This window comes from Pyruvatibacter sp. HU-CL02332 (assembly GCF_040362765.1).
Lineage (GTDB): Bacteria > Pseudomonadota > Alphaproteobacteria > CGMCC-115125 > CGMCC-115125 > Pyruvatibacter.
The window spans coordinates 1315724-1341372 of the sequence record NZ_BAABWK010000001.1; the positions used below are offsets into that span (position 1 = coordinate 1315724).

Sequence of the window (25649 nt, forward strand, 5' to 3'; positions counted from 1 at the left end):
GCAAAATCCGCAGTTTTAAGCCGTTTTTGCCGAAAACACCGCCCCACATCCATCAGCCAAACGAAAAACGCACCCGTGGGCGCAACGCGCTGACGGGTGGCGACGTGCGGGCGCGTAAGCCCGCTGGCCGAAGGAGACAGGAGATGTCTCGGAAATGAGCCGGTGTTTTAGGAGGAAAGGGGGGTGGGGGTCAAGGTGGCCTTAGTCGGTTCGGCTCACTAATTCGTGGACTTTGAGAATGTGGCACTTGAGCTTAATGCCTTAGAAGCTGCCTCTTTTGTTGGTTCATAGTCCTTCCGGAGCAAGATAGGACGCTCGACTTTCAATGCCTTGCCGAATGCTAAGAATTCACGAGGTCTGAGGTTCGGGATCAGTCGAACGTGGCGCTTACTGTAAACGCTTTCCAAGAATGCGAGACTGGTTTGATCAATTAGCGAGTGGGTAAAAAACGTATTGCATTGAGAGAGTATCGTTTTGCTGACTAAAGCGGTTCGCTGACTGATCAACATTAATCCGACTTGGTATTTTCGGCCTTGCAATGCAATTTGGCCAATTCTGCTGACTACGTTTTGCTCTTCGCGCCCTAGGCCGGAACCAAATACTTCCGGGACAATTGTATGCGCCTCTTCAAGCACAACAAGCGTACGCGACGAGCCCCTGTTGGTTCGCGCCCACGCCATAATTGCAGAAAGATACAATTCAGTGATCCTCAAGGATGCCTTTGTGTTCGCAATTTCATTGAGTTCCAGTATCGCCAATTGCTCATTTGGAGAGGTTAGAAAGGATTCGATTTCGCTGGTGACATCAGTCCGCACACCTTCGACGAACGTCTGCAATATCTTTTTTTCTTTTCCACCACCATAATCTCCAGTCTCAGCATCGAATATCTTCTTCTCAAAGTCCGCCACCTTTGCGGCGGGAACTGACGGAAAGGTCGGACTGAACGCGGTTAGCCGGTGGCGATACTCTCCGGTTAAATCAACGCAAAACACTTTTGTATCCCGAGCTAGGACTTCGCCAATCAGGTCCAGTGCAAGCTCCGTTTTGCCGGTGCCTGTGATTCCAAGAACCGCAGAGTGGTAGTCTACCAAATCCGCCGCGTTCGCAGACACATGAATATCTGTGGACGGCACCCGAGCGACTCTGAACTCATCTGCAGAGAGCACCTGTGGCATCAACTTGGCGTTGGCGGCTGCAAACAACGGAGAATTCATTTTTGGAAGCCAGGCAAACTTAGTGAAGCCGGTGTCCTCAGTATAAATGCCGACTTGAGTTGCACTAGCGATATGGGTGCCTCTCGGATTCTGGTCAAAACTCTCCTCTGAAGTTTCTGCGTCGGTAATCTGATAAAACACCTGGCGGCCTTGCACATTCGCAAAAATCAGGTGCCCTTCCTCCAGTTCAGATGACGCTGACACCTCAAACCGGATGGATTCAATCATTGATCCCTCGACAACAAATCCAACCAACCTTGCATCCTTCATGCCGCTGAGATCTGACAGAAAATCGGATGTTTTCTCGTCGTCATGTGTGGCGCAAACATGACCCTCCTGGATAGGGAGCGGATCATCACCAGGTCGCGCAACCACCAAACCGGTGCCAACAACATTTGCACCTTGGAGTTGTTCAAAGAGGGCGATTACAAACCTCTGCGATCCATTTGGTAGAGCTGCGGTGTACAGGCGATTTGGGACCCAACTAGCTCCTGATTTCATCCGGACACGTACGATGTTGGGGTCATCAATCCGATCGATCAAACCAACTGAGGTCAAATCCTGATTTTGGCTGACCGCGTCAAACCACCAAGCCAGCACCGATGCGGCCCGCTCAATGGGCCTCGCAACAACAAGCGCAATCCAAATGAACGATAGTACCACTGGTTGGATAACGTCATTTTGGTATGCCGCTGCAATACTGACCAGGGCTGGAATTGAAAACAGGGGTACGGGATTGCCAACGACGCTGACCAATTTAAACGCAGCACTTGCGGTTGTTGATCCGGGCAAATGTTCATTTGTGAAAAGTGCCACGAGCGATGCAATAACAACTAACATCGCAAAGAAAACACCCGTCCAGCGCGCAAAATCTATGCTGGCATTGGCGCTAGCAACATCACTCAAATCCATCATTGCGAGCGCAAGTATGGTTGCTATTGCACTTACAAGCGCGTCCCTCGGGGGCAAGAACCACGGCGCGGAGATAAGTGTTAGAAACCAGGCCGAAGCAGCGGACAGCAACCAAACTGATTTGAGGTCTCCAAGCGGTCTCCAAGAACCTGACACCGCTACGTAGCAAATATAGGCTATACAAAGGTTCACTATCAGAACCAAAGCCCTCTGCATCAAATCAGGTTTTTGCACAAGTTAGACCTCGCAAGCTGAGACGGAGCGTTCAACTTAATGCAACCCTATTCAGCATTGAGCCAATTGTCTAAGTGCAATTTCCTTGGTGTTACTTAAGGAGTGCACCTTCAGCCCGTCACCGCACCTCTTCGACAAAGTAAAACTCCTTGTCGAAGAAGCTGTAGAGCACGTTGGCGGGGACCTGATAGGTCCCGGCCACATAGTCGCCCTGGCTGGTGCGGGGGTCCTCACGAGCGTCCAGATTACATCACCAGCCCCTCAGCCCACTCAACCGCTGCCGCCTGCTCCGCCTCATTGAGCCCGGCCTCAGCCCGCGCCAGATCCTGCGCCACGTCTTCCCCCGCCGCCTGCGCCAGCGTCAGCATCCCATAAGCGTATTGGATGTCGGAGAGAGGCGGATCGGTAGCCAGCATCACCATTTTAATGTCGTCATACTCCGGCGGCATCCCATCGAGCAGGTGCCGTCCATAGAGCGCCAGCGTGGGTCCATGCCCGTCCCAGACGAGACTCCCAAGCGTCCTGAAAACATCGCGCATGAAATCTACGCGATCCTCAATCGATTGGGGTTGGTACGGGCCGAACTTTCCTTCGGCAAGAGCACGCGACGCCCAGAGATATCGCCCTTCCGGCAACGCCCGCGCCGCTGTCAGCATCTCGTCAGCGACCACATGCCGGGGCGCCGGGGCATCAAGCCCAATATCGTGCGCCAGAGCGAGGGCGCGCCGGGCACACCGGCGCTCGAACACGGCCCAGGGACCGGCATCAACGTCCAGGTCAAAGTAGCCTCTGACACTCACCTCAAGGGTCGGCCACCGGGGCCGATCATGACGGCCAAGGGCATGCCCGCAGGTGAGCTGCCACATGGCATACGCCGCCCGGTGTCCCAACGACATGTCCATATACTCGCGACTAAGTCCGATACTGTCGCTGAACACGCGCACCCGGTAGCCACGCACGTCATAATAAAAACTCGCCAGACGCCCGGGCGCATTTGACTGCCCACCGCCATAGACACCCGCGTTCAAACGCAGTGAACCCGCCATATCGGTCAGATGCGCTGAATAAGCCTCCTCGGTCGGCCACAGATAATCCAATTCCTGCCGCCATCTGATCGGACAGGGACTGTCACCCGCCTGTGACACGATGCGCGCGAAGACATCCGCCCCTTCAGCAACACCGGCGTAAGCCGCGTCCTGTGCCAACAGACCCGCGTCATCACACGCCCCGGCATCAACGGCATGCTGAACAGCCGCCTGCCAGTCGACCGGCCGAGGCTGGATCGCTGCCGCATACAGCATCAGCACGCCCGTCCCCGCGATAACGGCCAAGACGAACGCGGCAGCGGTCAGACCTGCCAATCGAAAAATACGCACCAACTTATCCCCGGTGGTTTCTGCGGCCCGATACTTGTTCGCGCTCTGCGTGTTGTGGGTAGAGCTTAAATGTGGACATAAGGATTTGCCAATGCGCAGAAGCGAGACCATTGCCCCGGAATGCGCCCGTATACGGGATATCATCGTTACCGACCGGCGCGAACTCACGCCCCTGCTGAGACAGCGCTCAATGCTCAGGCCAACAGTTGACCGGCTGGAGAACGAACTTGACGACATCCAGCGAACAATCCGGACCGTCCAGAACGTCCGGCTGCCCTACACCGTTTCGCGCACCTGGCTTGGCATTGCCGTAGAATTGATTACCGAGGGCACGCGTGATCGGGTTCTTGATCGCCTGGCGGCGAGAAAAAACGCCAAGGAATCAGAGTTGCGGGGCCCCAAGTCAAACCTGAGTAGGGTCGAGGCCCGGATCGCCAGCTTGCAGGCAAACCTCCAGCAGCAGACAGCGCGGTTCCGCGGATTGAGGTGCGATCCCGGCGCCCTGGGTATGTGGACCGTAGGCTAGAGGCCGGCCCTCACCGCACCTCTTCGACAAAGTAAAACTCCTTGTCGAAGAAGCTGTAGAGCACGCTGGCGGGGACCTGATAGGTCGCGGCCACATAGTCGCCCTGGCTTTCGTGGATGTCCCAGCCGCGCAGTTTGGCGTCGGCATTGCTGGGCATGGCGTGGGTCGGGTCCGGCTGGTTCTCCGCCACAAAGTCCCCGCGCTCACCGCCCAGGCGCTGCATGACGCCGCGCGGCATCAGCGTGTAGGCGATGTGTTTGGGCCCCTGATAGACGTGAATGCCGTCGAACTGGCGCACGGCATGTTGGGCCGCCAGACCAATGCGCATGTGGTCACGATGGCCCGTCGCGCCGGATTCCGGCCAGAACGTGACCACCAAGTCCGGCTCAAAGCGATGAAACGCCTTGGTGATTTCTGCCGCCAGCGACAGGAACGGCACGTCGCGTTCCAGCGCCCCGTCCGGCATCGGCCACACTTCGTGGGCATCAATGCCCAGCGCATAGCTGTTCTTGAGGGCCTCCGCCATCCGGATGATGCCCAGGTGCTGCTGGTGCACGATCTTGGGCATTTGCGTGCCCGCTTCTCCGCGCGTGGCGGTGATCATGCCCAGGTCGGCCCCTTCGGCCTTGGCCGCCACCAGCAGACCGGCCACCAGCTGCTCATCGTCGGGATGCGCAAAAATCGCCATCACCCGCTTGGCGCCCAGCTCCTGCGTCAGCGACGACACATGTTGGACGCCCGGCTCCTCGAACAGGGAATCCAGCCAGATCACGCCCACCATGCTGGCCAGCAGCGCAATTCCGCCGATAACCGCGCCAACGCGCCCCAGAAGCTTGAGCATGCAACCTCTCCCGATTTCACGGGTCTGCTATTCGGACCCTGCCGTGTTTCTGGCATTTCACCGCCAAAAGCGCCATATAGGCGCCCATGAACGTGCAGTTTCACAAGATGAACGGCCTCGGCAACGAGATCGTGGTGATCGACGCCCGCGACGGGGGCTTTGCCCTCGACGCCGATGCTGCACGCCTGATCGGCAATCCCTCAACCGGCCCCGGCTGTGACCAGATCATGGTCATTGAACCGGGAAGGAAGGGTGCCGACGTCTGGACGTCCATCTGGAACAATTCCGGTGAGGAAGTGGAAGCCTGCGGCAATGGCGCCCGCTGTGTTGCCGCCTATCTGTTCAAGCAGAGCGGCGCGACCCAGCTCTCCATGGGCACCCTAGGCGGAACCATCGTCGCGACAGATGCCGGCGACGGCAACATCACCATCGACATGGGGACGCCGCGCTTTGACTGGCAGGACATTCCCCTGTCCGAAGAAATCCGCGACACCCGCGCCATCGAATTGCAGATCGGCCCCATCGATGACCCGATCCTCCATTCGCCCTCCGTCGCCAATGTGGGCAACCCGCACGCCATCTTCTGGGTGAAGGACGCAGACGCCTATGATCTGGAAAAGATCGGGCCGATGCTCGAGAACCATCCGATCTTTCCTGAGCGTGCCAACATCTCGCTGGCACAGGTGATCGACGACAAGACGATCCGCACCCGCGTCTGGGAACGCGGCGCCGGGGCAACCCGCGCCTGTGGCACGGCTGCCTGCGCCATCGGCGTCAGCGCCGCACGCACCGGCCGCACGGGCCGCGATGTCATGGTGCATCTGCCCGGCGGCCCCCTGCGCATCCAGTGGCGCGAGGCCGACGACCACATCCTGATGACCGGCCCCGCCGAGTTTGAATTTTCGGGCGACATCAATCTGTCCGGGAGCGGGTCATGAGCGCGCCAGAAATTGTCACCTTCGGCTGCCGCCTCAACGCCTATGAGAGCGAGGTCATGCGCGACCACGCCCGCGCCGGCGGCATCGACAACGCCATCATCTTCAACACCTGCGCTGTCACCGGCGAAGCCGTGCGTCAGGCCCGTCAGGCCATCCGCAAGGCACGGCGCGATCATCCGGATGCGGAAATTATCGTTACCGGATGCGCGGCCCAGATCGAGCCGGACACATTCGCCAACATGCCCGAAGTGTCGCGCATCGTCGGCAACGCGGAAAAGACAAAGGCTGAAACCTTCCTCAAGGGCTCCAACGCCCCGCGTGTCGCCGTGGCGGACATCATGGAGGTGCGCGAAACCGCAGGGCATCTCATCGCAGGCTTTGAAGCCCGCGCCCGCGCCTTTGTGGAAGTGCAAAACGGCTGTGACCACCGCTGCACCTTCTGCGTCATCCCCTATGGACGCGGCAACTCGCGCTCGGTCGCTGCTGGCGAAGTCGTCACCCAGATCCGTCAGCTGGTTGAAAACGGCACCCAGGAAATTGTCCTTACCGGCGTTGACCTGACCTCATGGGGTGGTGACCTGCCCGGCACGCCGCCGCTGGGCAATCTCGTGCAGCGCATCCTGAAGCTGGTGCCTGAGCTGCCACGCCTGCGCCTGTCGTCCATTGATTCAATCGAGGCAGACCCGGACCTGATGCGCGCCATAGCGGACGAAGAACGCCTGATGCCGCATCTGCACCTGTCCCTGCAGCACGGCCACGACATGATCCTCAAGCGCATGAAGCGCCGCCACTCGCGCGCTGATGCCATTGCCTTTTGTAACGAAGCCCGCCGCCTGCGCCCGGAGATCGCGTTCGGTGCCGACATCATGGCCGGTTTCCCGACCGAAACAGACGAGATGCATACCGCCAATCTGTCGCTGATTGACGCATGCGGCCTCACCCATGTGCATGTCTTCCCCTACTCACCGCGCCCCATGACCCCCGCCGCCAAGATGCCGCCGGTGGATGGCCCGACCATCAAGGCCCGTGCCGCAGAGTTGCGGGCCCGGGGCACACAGGCCCTTGCCGCAAGCCTCGACACCCATGTCGGGCACAGTGTCCGCCTCCTCGCCGAACGGGAAACCGAGGGGCATACGGATGATTTTGCCTCCATCCGCCTCACCCATGCGGTGACGCCGGGCAGCATCATCGAAGCGCAGGTGACCGGCCGGGACGGCACAACCCTTATCGCAACACCAAAAGTGTCCGCCGCCGCATGACCAACACCCCCCGCATTATCGACCTTGGCGCCAACGCGCCTGCACAACCAGACGAGCCCGAAAAGAAAGGCCTCTTCAAACGCCTGCGCGAAGGGTTGAGCCGCTCAACGTCGAGCATGACCACTGGCATTGCGTCCGTGTTCACCAAGCGCAAACTCGACGGCACCACCATTGAAGAGCTCGAAGACCTGTTGATCCAGGCCGACCTCGGCGTCGAGACCGCCACCGCCATCACGGATGCCGTGAGCGATGGTCGCTACGACAAGGAAGTGGATGAGGCGGAAGTCCGCAACATCGTCGCCAGTGAAGTGGCCAAGGTACTTGAGCCGGTAGAGGCTCCGCTGCTGCTGGACGGCACCCACAAACCGCACATCATTCTGGTCGTCGGCGTCAACGGCGCGGGCAAGACGACGACAATCGGCAAACTAGCCAAGAAGATGTCCGCCGCCGGAAAGTCTGTGGTGCTCGGCGCAGGCGATACCTTCCGCGCGGCTGCCATCGACCAGCTGAAGATCTGGGGGGACCGCATTGGCGCCCCCGTCGTTGCCCACGCTGTCGGCGCGGATTCAGCGGGTCTTGCCTTCGACACCATCACCAAGGCTGAAGAAGTGGGCGCCGACATCGCCATGATCGATACCGCCGGTCGGCTTCAGAACAAGACCGAGCTGATGTCCGAGCTGGAAAAGGTCGTGCGCGTCATCAAGAAGCGCGATGAAACAGCTCCCCATTCGGTTTTGCTGGTGCTCGATGCCACCACCGGCCAGAACGCCATCAACCAGGTTGAAGTCTTCACCAAGGCTGTTGGTGTCACCGGGCTGGTCATGACCAAGCTCGACGGTACCGCCCGTGGCGGCATTCTCGTTGCTATCGCCAAAAAGTCTGGCCTGCCCGTTCACGCAATTGGGGTTGGCGAAGGCGAAGATGATCTGCAACCCTTCATCGCCCGCAACTTTGCCCAGGCCATTGCCGGTCTAGATGATAGTCAGGCACAGCCAGACGCTGACACAGCCACATCCGAAAGCACCTCATGAGCGACGCCGCCGTCAAAAAAGAACCCCTCAGCCCGACCGTCCGCCTGCTGATCGAGATCGGGCCGCTGGCGGTGTTCTTCATCGCCAACTGGCGGTTTGATATTTTTACGGCCACCGGCGCTTTCATGGTTGCCATTACGGCATCCCTTGCCGCGTCATGGATACTGGCCCGCCACATCGCCACCATGCCGCTAGTGACCGGTGTCTTCGTCCTCGTGTTTGGTGCCCTGACGCTCTATCTGAACGATGATCTGTTCATCAAGGTGAAGCCAACGCTGGTGAACGGGCTGTTCGCCGCAATCCTGTTCAGCGGTCTTTTCTTTGGCAAATCGCTGCTGAAGATCGTGTTCGACGGCACGTTCCGCCTGACCCCGGAAGGCTGGCGCAAGCTCACCTGGCGCTGGGCCTTCTTCTTCGTGTTCCTGGCCATCCTCAACGAGATCGTCTGGCGCAACTTCTCAACCGACTTCTGGGTCAGCTTCAAGGTCTTCGGCAACATGCCCATCACCATGGTGTTCGCCGTTGCCCAAGTCGGCCTGCTGCAGAAATACGCCCTGCCGGAACCCAAAACGGAAGCCGAACTCGAAGCCGAAGCCGAGCGCCAGAACGAAACGCTGTAGGCCACCACTTTCAACAAACACCCCCCCGCGCCCCCGGACTTGATCCGGGGCCTACTCGCCTTGGCCACAGCCAACACATCACATGTTGGGTGAGGCGCGTGCCGTCAGACCTTATCAACGCCAATACTCAACGCGCTGAGAGTGGCCCCAGGATCAAGTCCGGGGATACGGACGGCGCTGCATTACCTAGTTAAAATTCTGCACCAGTTCCGGACTGTCCAGACGCCGCCCCTTGTCCCAGCCCAGCCAGCCGATCTGCGTGCCGTGGGGATGGGAGTCCGCCAGGACGCGCGCATCGCATGTGCCATCGCCGCGCCACAGGGCCAACGCCACCTGCATGGGCTTGTTGTTGGTTTCGGGCTCAAGCCGCAACCATGCCACGGGCGTCTCCGGCGTCGCAGCCTCACCCGCCTTCACAATGGCCGCATAGGCCCGGTCCTGAACATCCTTGGGCATGTACTGCCACATGACCGAATGCAGGACGCATCTTACCTGCCCCGGCACGGCCGGACTTCCCAGCACGTCTTCAAGCCACGCATCGGCTGACGCATCTTCCACGACCGGCCTGACGTCCTGCGCAATGGCAATCGCCGCATCCAGCCGCGCGAGACGCTCCGGCATATCCGTCCAGATATAGGACCGCACCTTGAGGGCATTGTCCGGGTTGAGAATGTCAATCGGCGTGGCATCACATGCGCGCCGTGCGGCAATCGTCAAAGGCGCGTCCACCGGCGGCGTTAATGGAAGTGTCCAATCCGGCGTCATGCGGCAGTCGGACGTATCATCCCCCCATGTTGCCGACCCGAATGTGTAGTGAAACCGGTCAAGCCCCTGCAACAGCCCTGCGCTCGCGCCCAGTTCAAATGTCGCCACCGGCATCTGCACCAGCCGGGCAAGTTCCAGCAGCCCCGGCACAAGCGAGCCGGACCGCGCCACTTCGTTGGTCTGGGGTGGCTGGGTGACATAGTCAGTGGTGAAGGCTGTGTGCGCGGCAAACGCCTCGAGGAGGTGTTTCCAGACGCCATCCGCCACACCATCACCACCACAGGAGGGGTAGTGCCGGGCAAGCACTGGCACATCTCCACTCAGCGCAAGCGCATGCGCACAACCCAGGAACCTTAGGGGCAGAACATCTGCTGCCACATAGGCCGCTGTGGACCCGTCCCACCACGGCATGTATGTCGCGACGATATCGTCTCCTGCTTCAAACGCATCCGCTGCCTGTTCAAGCAGGGCAGCTGAAAAAGGCGATCCAAGCAAATGGCAAAACTCTGCCTGTTTGCGAAAACCAACTGCGAAAGCCTCAAGACGGTCACTCATGCGACGCTCCGTTATGAACCCCACCAATCGAGGGCGGGCGAACGGTGCGGGCTAACCATGCGCCAAGGGAAGCCCATTGACGCAAGGCTGATATCCGTCAGTCAGGCTTGCCACCGGCATCAACAGGATTGGTGAAAGGGGCAAAAACCGGCGTTTGCGCAACTTCCTGAAACTGCGTCAGCGCCCAGCGCACACTTGGAAAAGCCAGGTCATCCCAGGGAATGTCTTCCTTGCGGAACAACGCCACTTCCAGACTTTCCTCACCTACATCAATGTCAGGAGATAGCAGGGTTGCCTTGTACATCAGCTGCACCTGAGAGATATGCGCCAGGGAATAGACCGCCAGCAGAGCATCAATGCGAATGTCCGCACACGCTTCTTCAAACGCTTCGCGCCGGGCGCCGGCTTCCGTTGTTTCCCCGTTCTCCAGATAGCCCGCCGGCAGCGTCCAGAACCCTTTACGCGGCTCAATGGCACGACGGCACATCAGATACCGCACCTCGCCATCTTCCGCCCCCCCTTCTGGATCACGCCAGGTCACGACAGACCCCACAACAATCTTGGGGTTTGTGTAGTGAATGTAGCCACAGTCGTTGCACACATGCCGCGCATGGGTATCCCCATCGGGAACCCGCAACGTGAATGCGTGTTTGTCATCTATCGAGCGCGGCAGCAAAGCCGCATTACGTTCCGCATCCGACACAACAGGCTGCGCGGGATCAGGTGTCTTGGTTGATTTGGTCACGATGGAATTGGCACTCCGCATGCGGATTGTTGCAGGCCGTCGCAGCTACGCAATGCAGCCGGGCTTAAACGGTAAAATTAGATCATGTTGCTGATTGAGCCAGCGCAAAACTGCATGCAATTCGGCATCGAATTACGCCCATGCTCTTGCGTCCCATTCTGAATGGTGCACTGTTAGCGTGTTGGAAAACTTTGTGCGGTCTAACGCACCAACTTGTTCTGCGCTCAACGTCATTGAAATTACGCGACGCAAATTGGACGCAAAGACAAAATACGTATGTACCCGGACGACATTTGAAATACCCGCGCCACGCCGCCTCGATCCCCGATCGCAAGCCTCATTGCAGGTGAGCAGTCCGAGGCGGACATATTCCCAAGGCGCGGACTCGGCAACAGAAGACAAAGGAAGCAAGCACCATGGCCAAGAAGCTAGACCTCGAACAATCCCCCGGACATCTGCTCCGCCGCGCGACGCAGTTTGCGCAGGACCTCTTCACCAAGGAAGTTGGCGCTGGCGGTCTGACCGCGCGTCAGTTTGCCGTGCTCGTCACTGTTGAACGCGACGAAGGCCTGAGCCAGACGGATCTTGTAAAGCAGACAGGTATCGACCGTTCGACGCTGGCAGACATGATCAGCCGGATGATTTCCCGCGGACTTCTGCAGCGCAAGCGCACCAAGACGGACCGTCGCGCGAACTCCGTGAACCTCACAGCAGCCGGTCGCCGGGCCCTGAACGCCACCATGCCTCAGGCCGTGCGTGCTGAAAAAATGGTGATGGATGCCCTGAGCCCCAAGCAGCGTGAAAACCTGTTTGAAATTCTCGGCGTCATCGCCAATCTCGGCAACGATGCCATGGAAGCCGTCAGCGCCGCCACAGGCCGCAAACCTGCCGCCAAGAAAAAGACAGCAGCCAAAAAGAAAACCGCTGCGAAGAAGAAAGCAGCGCCCAAGCGCAAGGCAGCCGCCAAGAAAACAACGGCCAAAAAGAAAACCGCCGCAAAGAAGAAGGCTGCGCCCAAGCGCAAGACAGCTGCCAAGAAGAAGACAGCAGCCAAACGCCGCTAGTCATCTGATCTCGCCTCAGCGGGACCTAAATTTGAATATCAAGATTGGTGCCGGGGCGCGTAGTGCGTGTCCCGGCATTTTGCTGGGCGTCCCTCAAGGGAGCTTCGCGGGTAAAATCACGGGCCAAATCTCGGGCCTGCGTATCTTCCGCATCACGCCGCTCGTCCGCACGCGTCTCGTTTTTCCGGGCATCCACAGTGCGCGTTTCAAAGCGTGCCTGTTCGGCCTTGCGGGCTTCTGCTGAGATTTCCACCTGAACCGCATTGCTGCTGCCCCGCGCCGCCAGTTTTTCCACCGGCGGAGGCGTATAGGCGCGCGCATTTTTGGGCGCAGCATAAGTCTGCGCCTGTGCGGCAATCAGCGATGAGGTAATGGGCAAAGCCATAAAAGCGCGCAAATCCTCGAAAGAAGGAAAAAACGGTCCTACCGGTTTAGGCCGTCCAGGGTTGCCGCAAAGTTAATCTGAAAGCTCAGATACGGGGGTTTTGGCGGTTTCCAGCTCTGGGAGGATCACGTTTTCGATATCCTCAGGCGCAATCGGCCCTACATATTTGAAGCGGATGATCCCATTGCCATCGACAATGAAAGTCTCCGGCACCCCATAGACACCCCAATCAATGGCCGTGCGCCCGGTTCTGTCCGCCCCCACCGCCTGAAACGGGTTGCCCAGCGTGCCCAGGAACCGCCGGGCATTCTGCGGCGCATCCTTGTAGTTCAGCCCCACAAGCCGCACGTCATCGCGTTCGGCAAGCTGCATCAATACCGGATGCTCGACCCGGCACGGGCCGCACCACGACGCCCAGACATTCACAATGGTCGGTGCGCCGGTCTTGAGATCATCGGAAGCAAGGCCGGGCATGTTCTGCAGGCCGTCCACCGGCGGCATCACAAAGTCGGGAACCGGCTTGTCCTTGAGTGCCGTAGGGATCTCGCTAGGGTCCCCCCAGAACAGCGCCAGATAGAGCAACGCCGCAAGGGCTGCAAAAACCGCAACGGGCACAAGCGCCCCAAAGCGACGCCCTGTAGGCGCATCCTCGCTCATGACCCGCGCCCGTCTGCCTGCGCCTCAAGCATGGCAACGCGTGCCTTCACCGCACGGTGCGCCTTCGCGCTCCACACAATCAGGCCAACAACCACAAGTGCCGTCACCCCGTAAGCAGGCCACACAAAGCTTGCATATCCACCCATGGCGAGAAACTCAGCCATTACATGCCTCCCGCCTGCGCCTGCTGCATTTCAAGCGCTGCCGCCCGGCGCTGCATGATTTCCGTCCGCGTGCGCACCAAGGTGAGCACTAGGAACAGCATCGTAAACCCAACCGCCATCACCAGCAGCGGAGTGAGGATGGAAGAATGAATGGCCGGCCCGTCCAGCCGCGCCACAGAGGCCGGCTGATGCAGCGTGTTCCACCAATCAACGGAAAACCGGATGACCGGCAGGTTCACCGCACCGGCAAGACAAAAGACCGACGTTGCCCGCGCCGCGCGGCCAAAGTCCTCGATCACTTCCCACAGGGCGATGTAGCCCAGATAGATGAAAAACAGCACCAGCACGGAGGTCAGCCGCGCGTCCCACACCCAGTAGGCGCCCCACATGGGTTTGCCCCACAAGGAGCCCGTGACCAGCGCCAGAAAGGTGAAGGCAGCCCCCAGCGGCGCCATCGCCTTGGCAGACGCAAAAGCCAGCGGATGCCGCCAGATCAGGCCAACAGCACAGGCCAGCGCCATCGACGCATAGCCAGCGGACGCCAGCCACGCAGAGGGCACATGCACATACATCATGCGCACGGTCTCACCCTGCTGATAGTCCGGGGGCGACGCAATCAGCGCCAGATACAGCCCTACACTCAGCGTCAGCGCCGTGGCAGCAATGGCCCACGGCAAAACCGCGCCGGAAAGCGCCATGAAGCGCGCCGGATTTGCAAACCGCTGTATGGATTTAGCCATATGATTTTTTATCCCCGCCACGCATCAGCAGCAAGAAAAGCTCCCTGCGGCGAAATAGCGTTTTCGTGAGGGTCTGGCGATGTTTCATGACACGGAAATCCGCAATGCCGCTGCCGCCGCAAAAGGGGCCAGCGCCAGGGAGGCCAGCGAAAAAGCCCCCAGAAACAGCATGGGCGTTCCCATAAGATCGCCGGTGCCCGCCGCCGCGCCGAAAATAAGCGCCGGCACATAAAGCGGCAGCACAATCAAGGACAGCACAAGTCCGCCCCGGCGCACGCCCACCGTCAGAGCCGCGCCAAGGGCGCCTATGAAGCTCAGCGACGGGGTCCCCACCAGCAGGCTCACAATGAGGGGGAGCAGAATGTCGGTATCCAGATTGACCAGAAACGCCACCGCCGGCATCGCGATGATCAGCGGTACCGTGTTGGTGATCCAGTGCGCCAGACACTTGGCGAGCACCTGCGCCTCCACCGGCAAGGGCGACATCAAGAACAGATCCAGCGACCCGTCTTCAAAGTCCGCCTGAAACAGCCGGTCCAGCGACAGCAGCGTTGCCAGCAGTACCGCCACCCACAACACACCTGGGCCGATGCGCGACAGCAGGTCCAGATCAGCGCCCACCCCAAACGGCACCATGGTCACCACAATGATGAAGAAGCCAAGACCCACAAACGGCCCGCCGCCCAGACGGCCCGCCAGCTTGATGTCCCGCGCCACAAGCGCCCAGAACGCGCTCATGACACATCTTCCCGGGAGCCGAGCCTCAATTCAGCAGCGTCAATCCCAAGGCCCCGATGGGTCGCGGCCAGCACAACACCGCCCAGAGACAAATGCTCCTTGAGCAGCTCGTCCAGCAACACACGACCGGCATCGTCCAGTGCACTGTCTGGCTCATCCATCAACCAGATCGGCCGCACACTGTCCTGGCCCAGAAAACACGAGAACCGCGCCAGCGTCAGACGCCGCCGCTGCCCCGCAGAAAGAACCCCCGCTGTCAGGTCAGGAATATGCCCGAGACCAAACCGCTCAAGGGCTGCGTGCAAATCACCGGTGCCGCCAAAAAGCGCGACCCAGAACCGCAAATTCTCCATCACGCTCATCTGCGGCTTCAGCGCATCCAGATGCCCCAGATACAGCATCTCGTCGTCATGACTGATCTCACCGTCTTCTTCCTCAAGAAGCCCGGCCAGAATGCGCAACAGGCTCGACTTGCCGGTGCCGTTGGGGCCCGTGATCACCAGCGCCTCACCGCGCCCAAGCGAAAACGACACGTCTTCAAACAGAAGACGCGTTCCGCGCTGGCAGGCCAGATTCGTTACGTCGAGAAGAGCAGTCACACGCAGCCTTTAGATGTCGTCAAAATTGCCGCCACGTCCCTTGCCCGCCGCAAAGCGCGCGGCGCCTTCACGGGTGGCACCGGAGGCCAGCGTCACCCGGCCAAGACGGAACTCGTTGGCCATGGCCTGATCGTAGGGCATGTCCCACTGCATGTATGCGGACATTCTGTCGCCGCGCATACAGCCCTGGGGGAATTTTGCCAGCTGCTGCGCAATCTTGATGGCTTCTGCCCGCGCCTCGCCTTCCGGCACCACGCGGTTGGCCAATCCAAGCTGCAGGGCTTCGCGCGCATCCACCGGGCGGCCCGTCAAAATCAGATCCATGGCCCGGCCATGACCAATGATGCGCGGCAGGCGCACCGTGCCGCCGTCAATCAGCGGCACACCCCAGCGCCTGCAGAAAACACCAAAGATCGCGCTCTCGCTTGCCACCCGCATGTCCGCCCAGCATGCGAGCTCCAGCCCACCGGCCACCGCATGGCCTTCCACCGCAGCAATCACAGGTTTTGACAGCAGCATGCGCGACGGTCCCATGGGGCCATCGTCTGCCAACGGATCGGCAACGATGCCCGTCTTGGGAAAAACGCCCTGATTGGAGCGGGATGTGTCGTCACCGGCGACGGCCTTGAGATCAGCGCCCGCACAGAACGTGCCCCGCGCGCCCGTGAATACCGCCACGCTGGCAGTCTCATCATGTTCAAATGCCAGAAATGCCTCCGCCAGCGCATCCGCTGTTGGCCGGTCCACAGCATTGCGTGCCTGCGGTCGGTCGATGGTGATGATTGTGACGGGTCCGTCTTTTTCAACGATGACGGGCTGGGTTGCAGCGTCCGCAGGTGCAGATTCGGTCATTTAGTGTGTTTCTCCCGTGCTTTAGCGCACTCAAACGGCCTAGTTGCTCTAGGCGCGCAAACGTCTTCGGAGTATAAAGCGCCCGCACACTCCCGCACGCCAAGAATGCGCGAATAGCTTTGCGCCGCCTGAGGGTCACAACCCCGGTGCCAGAAAAAATAAAACCGCGCGCGGATCACAGTCTTTTTCGCCCCGGCATGTGCCCCCAACAGTGCATATGCCCGGCGCTCAAGGACCCTGTCCTAACGTTGCCTGATGAGGAGGATCTCTCTTGGCACCTGCAAAGAAAAAAGCAGCAAAAAAACCGGCCAAAACCGCTAAAGGCGTTGTCCCGGTTTCCCTCGACAGCTTCAAATGCCGCAAGACGCTTAAGGTCGGCACGAAGAGCTATGAATACTTCTCGCTGAAAGACGCCGAGAAGAATGGCCTCAAGAACATCTCACGCCTGCCCTACTCCCTGAAGGTGCTGCTGGAAAACCTCCTGCGCTCAGAAGATGGTCGTTCGGTTACCAAGGCTGATATCGAGGCGATGGCCAAGTGGCTGACCCGCCGCAAGTCCACCAAGGAAATTGCATTCCGCCCGGCCCGCGTGCTGATGCAGGACTTCACCGGCGTGCCCGGCGTGGTTGACCTTGCTGCCATGCGCGACGCCATGGCTGCCGCAGGCGGCAACCCGGACAAGATCAACCCGCTCGCACCGGTTGATCTGGTGATTGACCACTCCGTGATGGTCGACAACTTCGGCGCCAAGGATTCGTTCAAGAAGAACGTGAACGTCGAATATGAACGCAACGGCGAACGCTATGAGTTCCTGCGTTGGGGCTCTGAAGCATTCAACAACCTGCGTGTTGTTCCTCCCGGAACCGGCATCTGCCACCAGGTGAACCTGGAATATCTGGCCCAGACCGTCTGGACCAAGAAAGAAAAGCGCGCAGCAGCCGGCGGCAAGACCAAGACCGTTGAAGTTGCCTATCCAGACAGCCTCGTCGGCACAGACAGCCACACCACCATGGTCAACGGCCTGTCCGTTCTGGGTTGGGGCGTTGGCGGTATCGAAGCTGAAGCGGCCATGCTCGGCCAGCCGATCTCCATGCTGATCCCTGAAGTCATCGGCATGAAGCTCACCGGCAAGATGGCCGAAGGCATCACCGCCACCGACCTCGTGCTGACCGTCACCGAAATGCTCCGCGCCCGTGGCGTGGTTGGCAAGTTCGTTGAGTTCTATGGCCCGGGCCTGGATCACCTGTCTCTCGAAGATCAGGCGACCCTCTCCAACATGGCACCGGAATATGGCGCCACATGCGGCTTCTTCCCGATTGACGCCGAAACGCTCAAATACCTCAAGGCCACAGGCCGCAAGAAGGCCCGCGTGGACCTTGTTGAAGCCTACGCCAAGAAGCAGGGCATGTTCCGCACTTCCAAGTCGGAAGACCCGATCTTCACAGACAGCCTGCACCTTGAGCTTGGCGACGTTGTCCCAAGTCTTGCCGGTCCAAAGCGTCCGCAGGACCGTGTGGCTCTCGCCGACATTGCAGACAGCTTCGCTGGCTCCATGGTCAACGAGTTCAAGAAGGCAGACGACGGCCACAAGCGCGCCAAGGTCTCCGGCACCGATTACACAATCGGCCACGGCGATGTTGTGATTGCGGCCATCACGTCGTGCACCAACACCTCCAACCCGTCAGTGCTTATGGCCGCCGGCCTTGTGGCACAGAAGGCCAACAAGCTGGGCCTCAAGACCAAGCCATGGGTGAAGCCTTCGCTCGCACCCGGGTCACAGGTCGTGACGGAATACTTGAAGGACGCTGGCCTCCAGAAGGAACTCGACAAGCTCGGCTTCAACCTGGTGGGCTACGGTTGCACAACCTGCATCGGTAACTCCGGTCCGCTGCCAGCGCCTATCTCCAAGGCCATCCATGACGCTGACCTTGTTGCGACGTCTGTTCTGTCAGGCAACCGTAACTTCGAAGGTCGTGTGTCTCCGGATGTACGCGCCAACTACCTGGCCTCACCGCCGCTGGTTGTTGCCTACGCTCTTGCCGGCTCCGTCAATGTGAACCTCACAAAGGAACCCATTGGTCAGGACAAGAAGGGCAACGATGTCTATCTCAAGGACATCTGGCCGACATCCCTTGAAGTGGCAGACGCTGTACGCAAGTCCGTGACACAGAAGATGTTCCGCGAACGCTATGCGGACGTGTTCAAGGGCGACCCCCAGTGGCGCAAGATCAAGGTCACTGGTGGCAAGACCTATGACTGGAACAAGAAGAGCACCTATGTGCAGAACCCGCCTTACTTTGAAGGCATGACGGCAGAACCCGCAGCGGTTGCGCCTGTTCAGAACGCACGCATTCTGGGTCTCTTCGGTGACTCGATCACCACCGACCACATCTCACCTGCAGGCTCCATCAAGGCGGACAGCCCGGCTGGTGACTACCTCAAGAAGCACAAGGTGAAGCCAGCTGACTTCAACTCCTACGGCTCACGCCGTGGCAACCACGAAGTCATGATGCGCGGCACCTTCGCCAACATCCGCATCAAGAACCAGATGGTTCCAGGTGTGGAAGGCGGCGTGACGGTTCACTATCCGTCAGGCGATGCCATGCCGATTTACGACGCTGCCATGAAGTACGCAGATGCAGGCAACAAGCTTGTGGTCTTCGGCGGCAAGGAATACGGCACCGGCTCATCCCGTGACTGGGCGGCCAAGGGCACCAAGCTCCTGGGCGTTGAAGCAGTCATCGTTGAAAGCTTCGAGCGTATCCACCGCTCCAACCTCGTCGGCATGGGCGTTCTGCCCCTGCAGTTCGAAGAAGGCACGAGCTGGAAGAAGCTGGGTCTGAACGGTTCTGAAACCGTGACGATCACCGGCAACGAAAAGGGCATCAAGCCCCGCATGAAGCTGACCCTTGAGATCACCAATGACAAGGGCGCGACCAAAAAGGTACCGGTGCTTTGCCGCATCGATACCGCAGATGAAGTCGATTACTACGAAAACGGTGGCATCCTGCACTTCGTGCTTCGGAACCTGATGGCGTCGTAAGACACCACCAACACCCACAAGAAAGCCCGGAAGCCGCTACGGTTTCCGGGCTTTTTTGTACCTGGTCGCCAGAGCGGCCTCCCGCGGGTTATCGACGGTTCATCTCGATCACGCGCCCCCTCACACTCTCTTGAGTGGATCATGAGCGGCCAAAACCCTAGTTTGAGTGTCAGGGAGCCTCACCCTTCAACGCGAAGAGACCGCAATGACCGCCCTGCCACTAATTACTTCACGCGCATCCATGCGCCTTGCTGCACCAGCCCTGCTGGCCGCTGCCATGCTGATGCCGGCCTCAGCTCAGGCGCGGCCCGCCGTGGTTGAGCTTTTCACAAGTCAGGGTTGCTCCTCCTGCCCGCCCGCTGACGCACTGATCAACGAAGTTGCCCCCCGCGACGACGTCATCGCGCTGACCTACAACATTACCTATTGGGACTATCTGGGCTGGCGCGACACGCTGGGCCGCGAAGAACACACTGCGCGTCAGGAAGCCTATGCGCAGCACTTCATGGACCGGAAGTACACGCCGCAACTGGTGATCGACGGCGAAACCCATATGCCCGGCAGCCGCCAGCAGGCGTCACGCAAGGCCATCAATGACCAGGTAGACAGCGTCAAAGGGCCTGAGATCCTTGTCACGGCGCCAACAGACACCGGCCTTGCCATCACAGCCGATGCGACGACCAGCACACAGACGGCAGCCGTATGGCTTGTGCAGTATGATGTGGCCCACGAAGTCATGATTACCCGCGGCGAAAACGCGGGCGAGACCATCACCTACTCAAACGTGGTGCGCGATATCATCCGCCTCGACAATTGGGACATGTCCAAACCGCTAAGCATTGATCTGGCCAAGGACATGCTGATGCAAGGCAACCACGATGGATGCGCCATCATCGTCCAGCAGGCCGGTGACTACGGCGTCGGCAAGGTTCTCACCGCCGCTCGCATCGACATGGCCCTGATGAACTAAAAGGCTGCCGGCCGCCTTGAGTGCCTAGTTGGCGCCGGGGCCTTCACCGCCTGTCACAGCTTCCAGATCAATCGCTGCTTCGCTGTCTGGCTTGGGTTCGGTCAACGTTTCAAACGCGCGCGTCAGGTCTGCCCCGCGCACCGTTGACACCACAAAGGCATAGGGCGCAAAGCCTGCGGCAAGCCGGGCTGCTTCCTGCACCACGGCGTCGTCAGCACCGTCCACCGCGCGGGCATCAAGCACAACGTAGTAGCTCTTGTCCTGCTTCTCCGCCTGCACTGTGACCTGCAGACCATCCTTGGTGTTGTAGACCGACGACACCGGCGCTTCGAGGATGACATCCTCCTGCGGCACGACATCCGTGAACTGAAGTCCAACCAGACCATTGCCGACACCGGTAATCGCATAATCCGTCACCGGCTGGAGATCATCCGCCAGGCCATCGATTTCATACGCAGGCTTGCTGGCACCATCCCAGTCCTTGAGTGACACCGCATAGGACGTGCCATCCTCAGGCAGCACATCCACGCGCGTCACGCGCCCAGCGGCCAGATCAATGACGCCTGTATCGAGCCACGCCACAGGCTGCTGTTCAAGGTTGAAGGACCCCCGGGCCACATAGGCCTGGTCATCTCCAACGCGCCGCACATAAATCGTGCCCGTTGCATCAATGTCCGCCGACCCTTCTAGCTTGCCCACAATAAGAGCCGCCAGTTCTTCGCCGGCAGCGCCATAAACAGACACTCGTACGCCGGTTCCCTTGTCAGCAGGGTCCGTGAGGTTGATGTGCTTGTGCCAGTCAGCCAGCGCCGTGCGCTCTTCAACAAGCTCGAGACCTGCCAGACCCACAACGGTGCGCTTTACAAGGTCCGCGCGCGCCGGGTGGTTTTCCTTTTCCACAAGACGCCAGGTGTCCCCGGCCTCGTCATCGCGCACAACGGTCACAGCCGTCAGACGGCTGACGACTTCAACTCGTGCTGCGTCATTCACCTTCTCGGTGAGATCAGGAAACATCGGCCGCGTCTCAAAGTCGGAGGTCAGCGCCCGCCGCTGCATGGAAACCGCAAAGATCGCCAGCGCCACGAGCAGCACCGTCACCACACCAAGCATGGTCAGCGTGCGCGCCTGTCCGCCGCGCAAAAGCACATCCCTCATGACGCAGCTCCTATGTTTGTATCAGCACTCATGACAGAGCGACCCGCCGCCTGCGCCCGCGTTGCGCGTTGACGCCGCCGCGTCCAGCTCAACACCAGCCAAACCGCCCCAACGAGCAGCGGCACCAGTGCCATATTGAGGAACGCAATCCGCGCACCCAGCGCATCAACGTCACGGCGCAAATCGCCCTGCACGTCGCGCAGCGCCCGGCGACCTTCCGCCAGCTCACGCTGCAGCGACGCCATTTCAGCTTCCTGTGCATCGGTCAGCAGCGCAGCAGCACCCGCCCCTTCGGGCAGCTCGGCGCGCAGGGCTGCAAGCCGTGCTTCTGTTTCATCAATGCGGGTCTGAAGCCGTGTTTCTTCAGCCAGGAACTTTTCTTCCGCGTCGCGGCGAATGTCTTCCACCACCGTGAACGGCCGGTCAGCCGGTTCGCGGGCACGCAATGAAATCAAGTCGTTGGACCCCATGAGGTTCTCAACCGCATTGACCACGAAAGATGCATTGTCCGCTGTCGGCACCGCGATGCGGTCGCCCAGGAAGTTTTGAACCTGCACCCAGAACCGGTCATCAAAGATGTCGCTGTCCGCAAAGATCACAATGTTGGCGTCATCAATGCTTTCAACCAGATGCTTGGATGATTTGAGTGCTGTGGGCACATCTTCCTCGTCGTCCGCCAGAGGGCGTCCGTCGGGAAAGGCTGTCTTCACAGGACCGGAGATCCGTGCCGCAACGGTGAAGCGTTCACCCGCGGGCTCAAAAGCCCGTAGCAGATCGTCCGGCGACGGGGCTGACTTGACCCGCTCAAGATCAAGGATCATCGCTTCGGGTGACGACTGCACGATCGGCGTAAACACCGTGGTCGCGTCCGCGGTCGGTTCAAGAATGCCCGCAGACCCCGTATGCAGCGCATCAAGCGGTGCCGTGATCGGGTCGTCGCTGGCAAAATCTTCCGGCAGCAGCCGCTGCCACAGAACATAGTCCGTCAACTGACGGCGCTGCCGTGCACCAGCGGCAACGCGCTGGGCGCGCAGCTTGTCCGCCAGCACTTCATTGGGGTTCATTTCAACGCCCCAGCTTTTCATCAGCTCGGGCATGTTGGAGGCTTCCGTATAGCCCTGCACCGGCTTGCCGGCGGGGCCTGCGGTGAGGCTCACTTCGGAGTGCGGATCCAAAAACGCAATCACCCGGCCGCCACGCATGACGAACTGGTCAATGGCGTACAGCGTCTGCGGGTCCATCGGTTTGGGATGCACCAGCGCCAGCACTTTGATCTCATTGGCAATGCGATCAAAATCCTGCTCGAGGAAATCCACCGTGAAGGAGTTCTTCAGCTCCTGATAGATCATGAAGGGTTCAGAGCGCCCCTCCATGGCCAGCAGCAGCCCGCCCGCGCCCGTATCAAGCGGCAGGTTGGACACAACACCCAGCAACGGCTTTTCAGGATTGGCCAGCGAGAAGATCAACCGCGCCAGGTCATATTCCAGATAGGTCGCCCGCTCCGGCGACAGGAAGCCGATAACTTCGCGGCCATCCACCGTATTGGTGCCGACGACACCCAAAAACACCTTGTCGCCTGTGCGCAGGGGTACGCCGGTAAGCCCCGCATCCGTCGCCTGATCTTCTTCGATCGAGAACGACTGCGGATTGATTTCTTCCACACGCACATTGCCATTGGAGGCTGCGGAAATTTCCTGCAGCAGATCACGCACCCGCTGAGCATGAGCCCGCAGCGCCGGGATCTCCGTCACAACGTCTTCGGAATAATAGAACCGCAGCGTGATCGGTTCGCGCAGGCCGTTGACCATGTTGCGCGTGCCGTCTGCCAGGGTGAACAGACTACGGTCCGTCAGATCCAGCCGCGCATTCTGAAATCCCACGGTCGAGAAGGTGTTGAGCGCCACAAACGCAATCGTGCTCAGCACCAGAATACTGGTCGCAAACACGGCGCGGCTGAAAACGGGTCTGACTTTTTTCTGGATCATGGCCGTTACCCCGCCCGCTTCAGGTCAATGACAATGCCCGTCGCCACCAGCCACACGGCAATGAGGGATGCGAAATAGACAAGGTCACGAAGGTCAATCACGCCATCCATGATGGCATCGAAGTGGGTGACAAAGCTGAACGACGCAATGGTGTTGAGCACCGCCTGCGGCACCCAGCCTGCAAAGAAGTCCAGCACCAGCGGCAGACCCGACAGCGTGAACAGGAAGCACACGACCACCGACAGCACGAAGGCAATCACCTGATTGGTCGTCACCGCTGACATGCACGAGCCAATAGCAAGATAGCCGCCAGCCATCAGCAGGCTGCCAATGTAACTGGCAAAGATCACTCCGTTGTCCGGCTCACCCAGATAGTTGACCGTGATCCAGATCGGGAAGGTCAGAAACAGCGCAATGGCTGCAAACGCCCACGCGGCAAGATACTTGCCGACAACACTGGCCCAGAAAGGCGCGGGCAATGTCAGCAGCAATTCCATGGTGCCGGACTTGCGCTCCTCCGCCCACATCCGCATGGAGATGGCGGGGATCAGGAAGAGATAAAGCCAAGGGTGAAACCCGAAGAAACCGCGCAGCGACGCTTCGCCGGCTTCGTACCACTGGCCCAGATAAAATGTGAAAGCCCCGATCGCCAGCAGGAAGATGACGATAAAGACGTAAGCCAGCGGCGTCGCAAAGAACGACCCCAGCTCGCGTTTGAAGATCGCGTACATCTGCCTCATGCGCTGATCTCCCCGCGGTCAACCGTGTCAGGCTTGTGGCCGTCAGGTGCATCTGAATGCGTCAGCATACGGAAGACTTCATCAAGCCGGCCTTTTTCAGCGTAAAGCGCCTTCACTTGCCAGCCCTTGTCCTGTGCCATCACGGCAACCTGTTCCGCCAGCGGCGCGCTTGTGTCGTCCGTGCGCGGCGCCGCAAATACCGTGAAGGTGTTTGACGGCCCATCGCCTTCCACACGTTCGACACTTGAAGTGCCGGGCAGGCCGCGCAGCGCGGCTTCCGCAACACCTGCTTCATCCTGCGTCGAGAATTGCGCGGTCATCGTCACCGCATCCTGCCAGCGCGAGCGGCCCATCAGCTGGGCTGGTGTGCCGTCCGCAACGATGCGGCCGCGATCAATAATCAACGCGCGGTCACACACAGCTTCAACTTCTTCAAGAATATGCGTCGAGATGATGATCGCCTTGTCCTGCGCCATCTCCTGGATCAGCAACCGCACCTGATGTTTCTGGTTCGGGTCGAGACCATCTGTCGGCTCATCCATGATCAGCACGTCAGGGTCATGCAAGATCGCCTGCGCCAGACCGACACGGCGCTTGAAGCCTTTGGAGAGTGTTTCAATCGGCTGGTCCAGAACCGGCGCCAGCGTCGTGCGCTCAACAGCAAGGCCAACCGCATTGGCCGCCTCTGCACCGCGCAGCCCGCGGATCTCGGCAATGAACCGCAAGAAGTCGATGGGCGTCATTTCGCCATAAGCCGGCGCGCCCTCGGGCAGATAGCCCATCAGTCGCTGGGCGGACATGGGATCGGTTTCCACATCATGACCGCACACCCGCACGTCACCCGCCGTCATGGCGAGGAAGCCGGTGATCATTTTCATGCTGGTGGACTTGCCCGCGCCATTAGGGCCAAGGAATCCAAGCACCTGCCCCTTGGGGACATCGAAGCTCACATTGTCGACCGCCACAAACGGCCCAAACCGCTTGGTCAGGCCGCTGATCTCGATCATCGGAGCTGAAGAATCCGAACCGCTCATAGTCTCTCCCGGATGCGCGCGGATACAATTGCCCGCGCGGCCATTTTGGTTCCTTCGTGCATAGAAATCTGCGCGACAAGGCGCAAGTGACTTTTCGGAAAGAATTATGCCCAAAGCGTGACGCGCAGCCCGGACATACAAGGTATGGGGCATATACAAGGTATGGGGCACCCTGTCTTGGACAGGTGGAGAATAGAGCGGGGAGAGAAAAGGCGGGCCGGGCGAAACGCACCTTCGTGTGAGAAGGGCCTTCACGCACCATCCACGAGGCTCGCAAGCCTAGGGGGATGGGGACGGGATGGTGGGAAGACGATAAGGTCCGCCTCCACCCGGCACCGCAAAAGGGGCCCCCGCAAGGGCCCATACGTTGGATACGCGGGTCATGCGGGGGGTCGCTGCAGCGGGCCTTGAACGGCTGCCCCGACGGGGGCTGGGGGGCTTGGGGGGTGCCGGAGAAACCGTTAACCCAAGGCCGCCTTGCGACAAAATGAATATGGGGACGGTTTG

Annotated in this window: 24 protein-coding genes; 8 read left to right on the forward strand and 16 right to left on the reverse strand. The window is 59.9% G+C overall.

Going from position 1 to position 25649, the window contains the following annotated elements:
• Positions 1–218 precede the first annotated feature (218 nt).
• Together ABXH05_RS06120 and ABXH05_RS06125 are read right to left on the reverse strand one after the other, a co-directional pair.
• Positions 219–2129, reverse strand: coding sequence for an ATP-binding protein (locus ABXH05_RS06120; RefSeq protein ID WP_353560228.1), 1911 nt, complete (start codon positions 2127–2129; stop codon positions 219–221).
• A gap of 476 nt (positions 2130–2605) precedes the next feature.
• Positions 2606–3736, reverse strand: a complete 1131-nt coding sequence (locus ABXH05_RS06125) for a hypothetical protein (RefSeq protein WP_353560229.1) — start codon at positions 3734–3736, stop codon at positions 2606–2608.
• Between the two features lie 91 nt (positions 3737–3827).
• On the opposite strand from ABXH05_RS06125, the gene ABXH05_RS06130 reads away from it, so the two are divergent.
• Positions 3828–4262, forward strand: coding sequence for a hypothetical protein (locus ABXH05_RS06130; protein WP_353560230.1), 435 nt, complete (start codon positions 3828–3830; stop codon positions 4260–4262).
• Between the two features lie 10 nt (positions 4263–4272).
• Here ABXH05_RS06130 and ABXH05_RS06135 read toward each other — a convergent pair whose 3' ends face one another.
• Positions 4273–5103, reverse strand: coding sequence for a PIG-L deacetylase family protein (locus tag ABXH05_RS06135; RefSeq protein ID WP_353560231.1), 831 nt, complete (start codon positions 5101–5103; stop codon positions 4273–4275).
• A gap of 86 nt (positions 5104–5189) precedes the next feature.
• Here ABXH05_RS06135 and dapF point away from each other — a divergent pair, with 86 nt between their 5' ends.
• Genes dapF through ABXH05_RS06155 form a run of 4 tightly spaced genes read left to right on the forward strand, consistent with a single transcriptional unit; the run spans position 5190 to position 8951 of the window.
• The gene (gene dapF, locus ABXH05_RS06140; protein WP_353560232.1) at positions 5190–6041 is read left to right on the forward strand and encodes a diaminopimelate epimerase; all 852 of its coding nucleotides are present in this window, start codon (positions 5190–5192) and stop codon (positions 6039–6041) included.
• Positions 6038–7300 carry a tRNA (N(6)-L-threonylcarbamoyladenosine(37)-C(2))-methylthiotransferase MtaB gene (gene mtaB, locus ABXH05_RS06145; protein ID WP_353560233.1) on the forward strand — a complete coding sequence of 421 codons (1263 nt, stop codon included), beginning with the start codon at positions 6038–6040 and terminating at the stop codon, positions 7298–7300. The genes dapF and mtaB overlap by 4 nt, the downstream gene beginning before the upstream one ends.
• Positions 7297–8331 carry a signal recognition particle-docking protein FtsY gene (gene ftsY / locus ABXH05_RS06150; RefSeq protein WP_353560234.1) on the forward strand — a complete coding sequence of 345 codons (1035 nt, stop codon included), beginning with the start codon at positions 7297–7299 and terminating at the stop codon, positions 8329–8331. Before mtaB ends, ftsY begins: the two co-directional genes overlap by 4 nt.
• The gene (locus tag ABXH05_RS06155) at positions 8328–8951 is read left to right on the forward strand and encodes a septation protein A (protein WP_353560235.1); all 624 of its coding nucleotides are present in this window, start codon (positions 8328–8330) and stop codon (positions 8949–8951) included. The genes ftsY and ABXH05_RS06155 overlap by 4 nt, the downstream gene beginning before the upstream one ends.
• Positions 8952–9137: 186 nt before the next feature.
• Here the strand turns inward: ABXH05_RS06155 and ABXH05_RS06160 are convergent, their stop codons facing one another.
• Positions 9138–10271 (reverse strand): DUF2332 domain-containing protein, encoded by a 1134-nt coding sequence (locus ABXH05_RS06160; protein ID WP_353560236.1) that lies wholly within the window; start codon positions 10269–10271, stop codon positions 9138–9140.
• A gap of 97 nt (positions 10272–10368) precedes the next feature.
• Entirely contained in the window at positions 10369–11037 is a 669-nt protein-coding gene (locus tag ABXH05_RS06165) for an NUDIX hydrolase (RefSeq protein WP_353560238.1), read from the reverse strand.
• 395 nt (positions 11038–11432) lie between these two features.
• On the opposite strand from ABXH05_RS06165, the gene ABXH05_RS06170 reads away from it, so the two are divergent.
• Positions 11433–12080, forward strand: a complete 648-nt coding sequence (locus ABXH05_RS06170) for a MarR family winged helix-turn-helix transcriptional regulator (RefSeq protein ID WP_348136285.1) — start codon at positions 11433–11435, stop codon at positions 12078–12080.
• A gap of 25 nt (positions 12081–12105) precedes the next feature.
• Here ABXH05_RS06170 and ABXH05_RS06175 read toward each other — a convergent pair whose 3' ends face one another.
• The 7 genes from ABXH05_RS06175 to ABXH05_RS06205 all read right to left on the reverse strand — a co-directional run bounded on the left by ABXH05_RS06175 (position 12106) and on the right by ABXH05_RS06205 (position 16215).
• Entirely contained in the window at positions 12106–12465 is a 360-nt protein-coding gene (locus ABXH05_RS06175) for a hypothetical protein (RefSeq protein ID WP_353560239.1), read from the reverse strand.
• A gap of 72 nt (positions 12466–12537) precedes the next feature.
• On the reverse strand, positions 12538–13122 hold the full coding sequence (locus ABXH05_RS06180) for a DsbE family thiol:disulfide interchange protein (protein ID WP_353560240.1): 585 nt from the start codon (positions 13120–13122) through the stop codon (positions 12538–12540).
• Positions 13119–13286, reverse strand: a complete 168-nt coding sequence (ccmD, locus tag ABXH05_RS06185; RefSeq protein WP_353560241.1) for a heme exporter protein CcmD — start codon at positions 13284–13286, stop codon at positions 13119–13121. The genes ABXH05_RS06180 and ccmD overlap by 4 nt, the downstream gene beginning before the upstream one ends.
• Complete coding sequence (locus tag ABXH05_RS06190; protein WP_353560242.1) at positions 13286–14026, reverse strand: heme ABC transporter permease; 741 nt, start codon at positions 14024–14026, stop codon at positions 13286–13288. The genes ccmD and ABXH05_RS06190 overlap by 1 nt, the downstream gene beginning before the upstream one ends.
• Positions 14027–14110: 84 nt before the next feature.
• Positions 14111–14764 carry a heme exporter protein CcmB gene (ccmB, locus tag ABXH05_RS06195; RefSeq protein WP_353560243.1) on the reverse strand — a complete coding sequence of 218 codons (654 nt, stop codon included), beginning with the start codon at positions 14762–14764 and terminating at the stop codon, positions 14111–14113.
• Positions 14761–15363 carry a heme ABC exporter ATP-binding protein CcmA gene (ccmA, locus tag ABXH05_RS06200; protein WP_353560244.1) on the reverse strand — a complete coding sequence of 201 codons (603 nt, stop codon included), beginning with the start codon at positions 15361–15363 and terminating at the stop codon, positions 14761–14763. Before ccmA ends, ccmB begins: the two co-directional genes overlap by 4 nt.
• A gap of 9 nt (positions 15364–15372) precedes the next feature.
• On the reverse strand, positions 15373–16215 hold the full coding sequence (locus ABXH05_RS06205; RefSeq protein WP_353560245.1) for a crotonase/enoyl-CoA hydratase family protein: 843 nt from the start codon (positions 16213–16215) through the stop codon (positions 15373–15375).
• A gap of 271 nt (positions 16216–16486) precedes the next feature.
• On the opposite strand from ABXH05_RS06205, the gene acnA reads away from it, so the two are divergent.
• On the forward strand, positions 16487–19258 hold the full coding sequence (acnA, locus tag ABXH05_RS06210; protein WP_348136293.1) for an aconitate hydratase AcnA: 2772 nt from the start codon (positions 16487–16489) through the stop codon (positions 19256–19258).
• Positions 19259–19463: 205 nt separating this feature from the next.
• Entirely contained in the window at positions 19464–20228 is a 765-nt protein-coding gene (locus ABXH05_RS06215) for a DUF1223 domain-containing protein (protein ID WP_353560246.1), read from the forward strand.
• Between the two features lie 24 nt (positions 20229–20252).
• On the opposite strand, the gene ABXH05_RS06220 is transcribed toward ABXH05_RS06215, so the two are convergent.
• Genes ABXH05_RS06220 through ABXH05_RS06235 form a run of 4 tightly spaced genes read right to left on the reverse strand, consistent with a single transcriptional unit; the run spans position 20253 to position 25142 of the window.
• The gene (locus ABXH05_RS06220) at positions 20253–21383 is read right to left on the reverse strand and encodes a DUF4340 domain-containing protein (protein ID WP_353560247.1); all 1131 of its coding nucleotides are present in this window, start codon (positions 21381–21383) and stop codon (positions 20253–20255) included.
• Positions 21380–23368 (reverse strand): GldG family protein, encoded by a 1989-nt coding sequence (locus ABXH05_RS06225; protein WP_353560248.1) that lies wholly within the window; start codon positions 23366–23368, stop codon positions 21380–21382. The genes ABXH05_RS06220 and ABXH05_RS06225 overlap by 4 nt, the downstream gene beginning before the upstream one ends.
• A gap of 5 nt (positions 23369–23373) precedes the next feature.
• Positions 23374–24108 (reverse strand): ABC transporter permease subunit, encoded by a 735-nt coding sequence (locus tag ABXH05_RS06230; protein WP_348136297.1) that lies wholly within the window; start codon positions 24106–24108, stop codon positions 23374–23376.
• Positions 24105–25142 carry an ABC transporter ATP-binding protein gene (locus tag ABXH05_RS06235; RefSeq protein WP_353560249.1) on the reverse strand — a complete coding sequence of 346 codons (1038 nt, stop codon included), beginning with the start codon at positions 25140–25142 and terminating at the stop codon, positions 24105–24107. The genes ABXH05_RS06230 and ABXH05_RS06235 overlap by 4 nt, the downstream gene beginning before the upstream one ends.
• Positions 25143–25649: the final 507 nt, after the last annotated feature.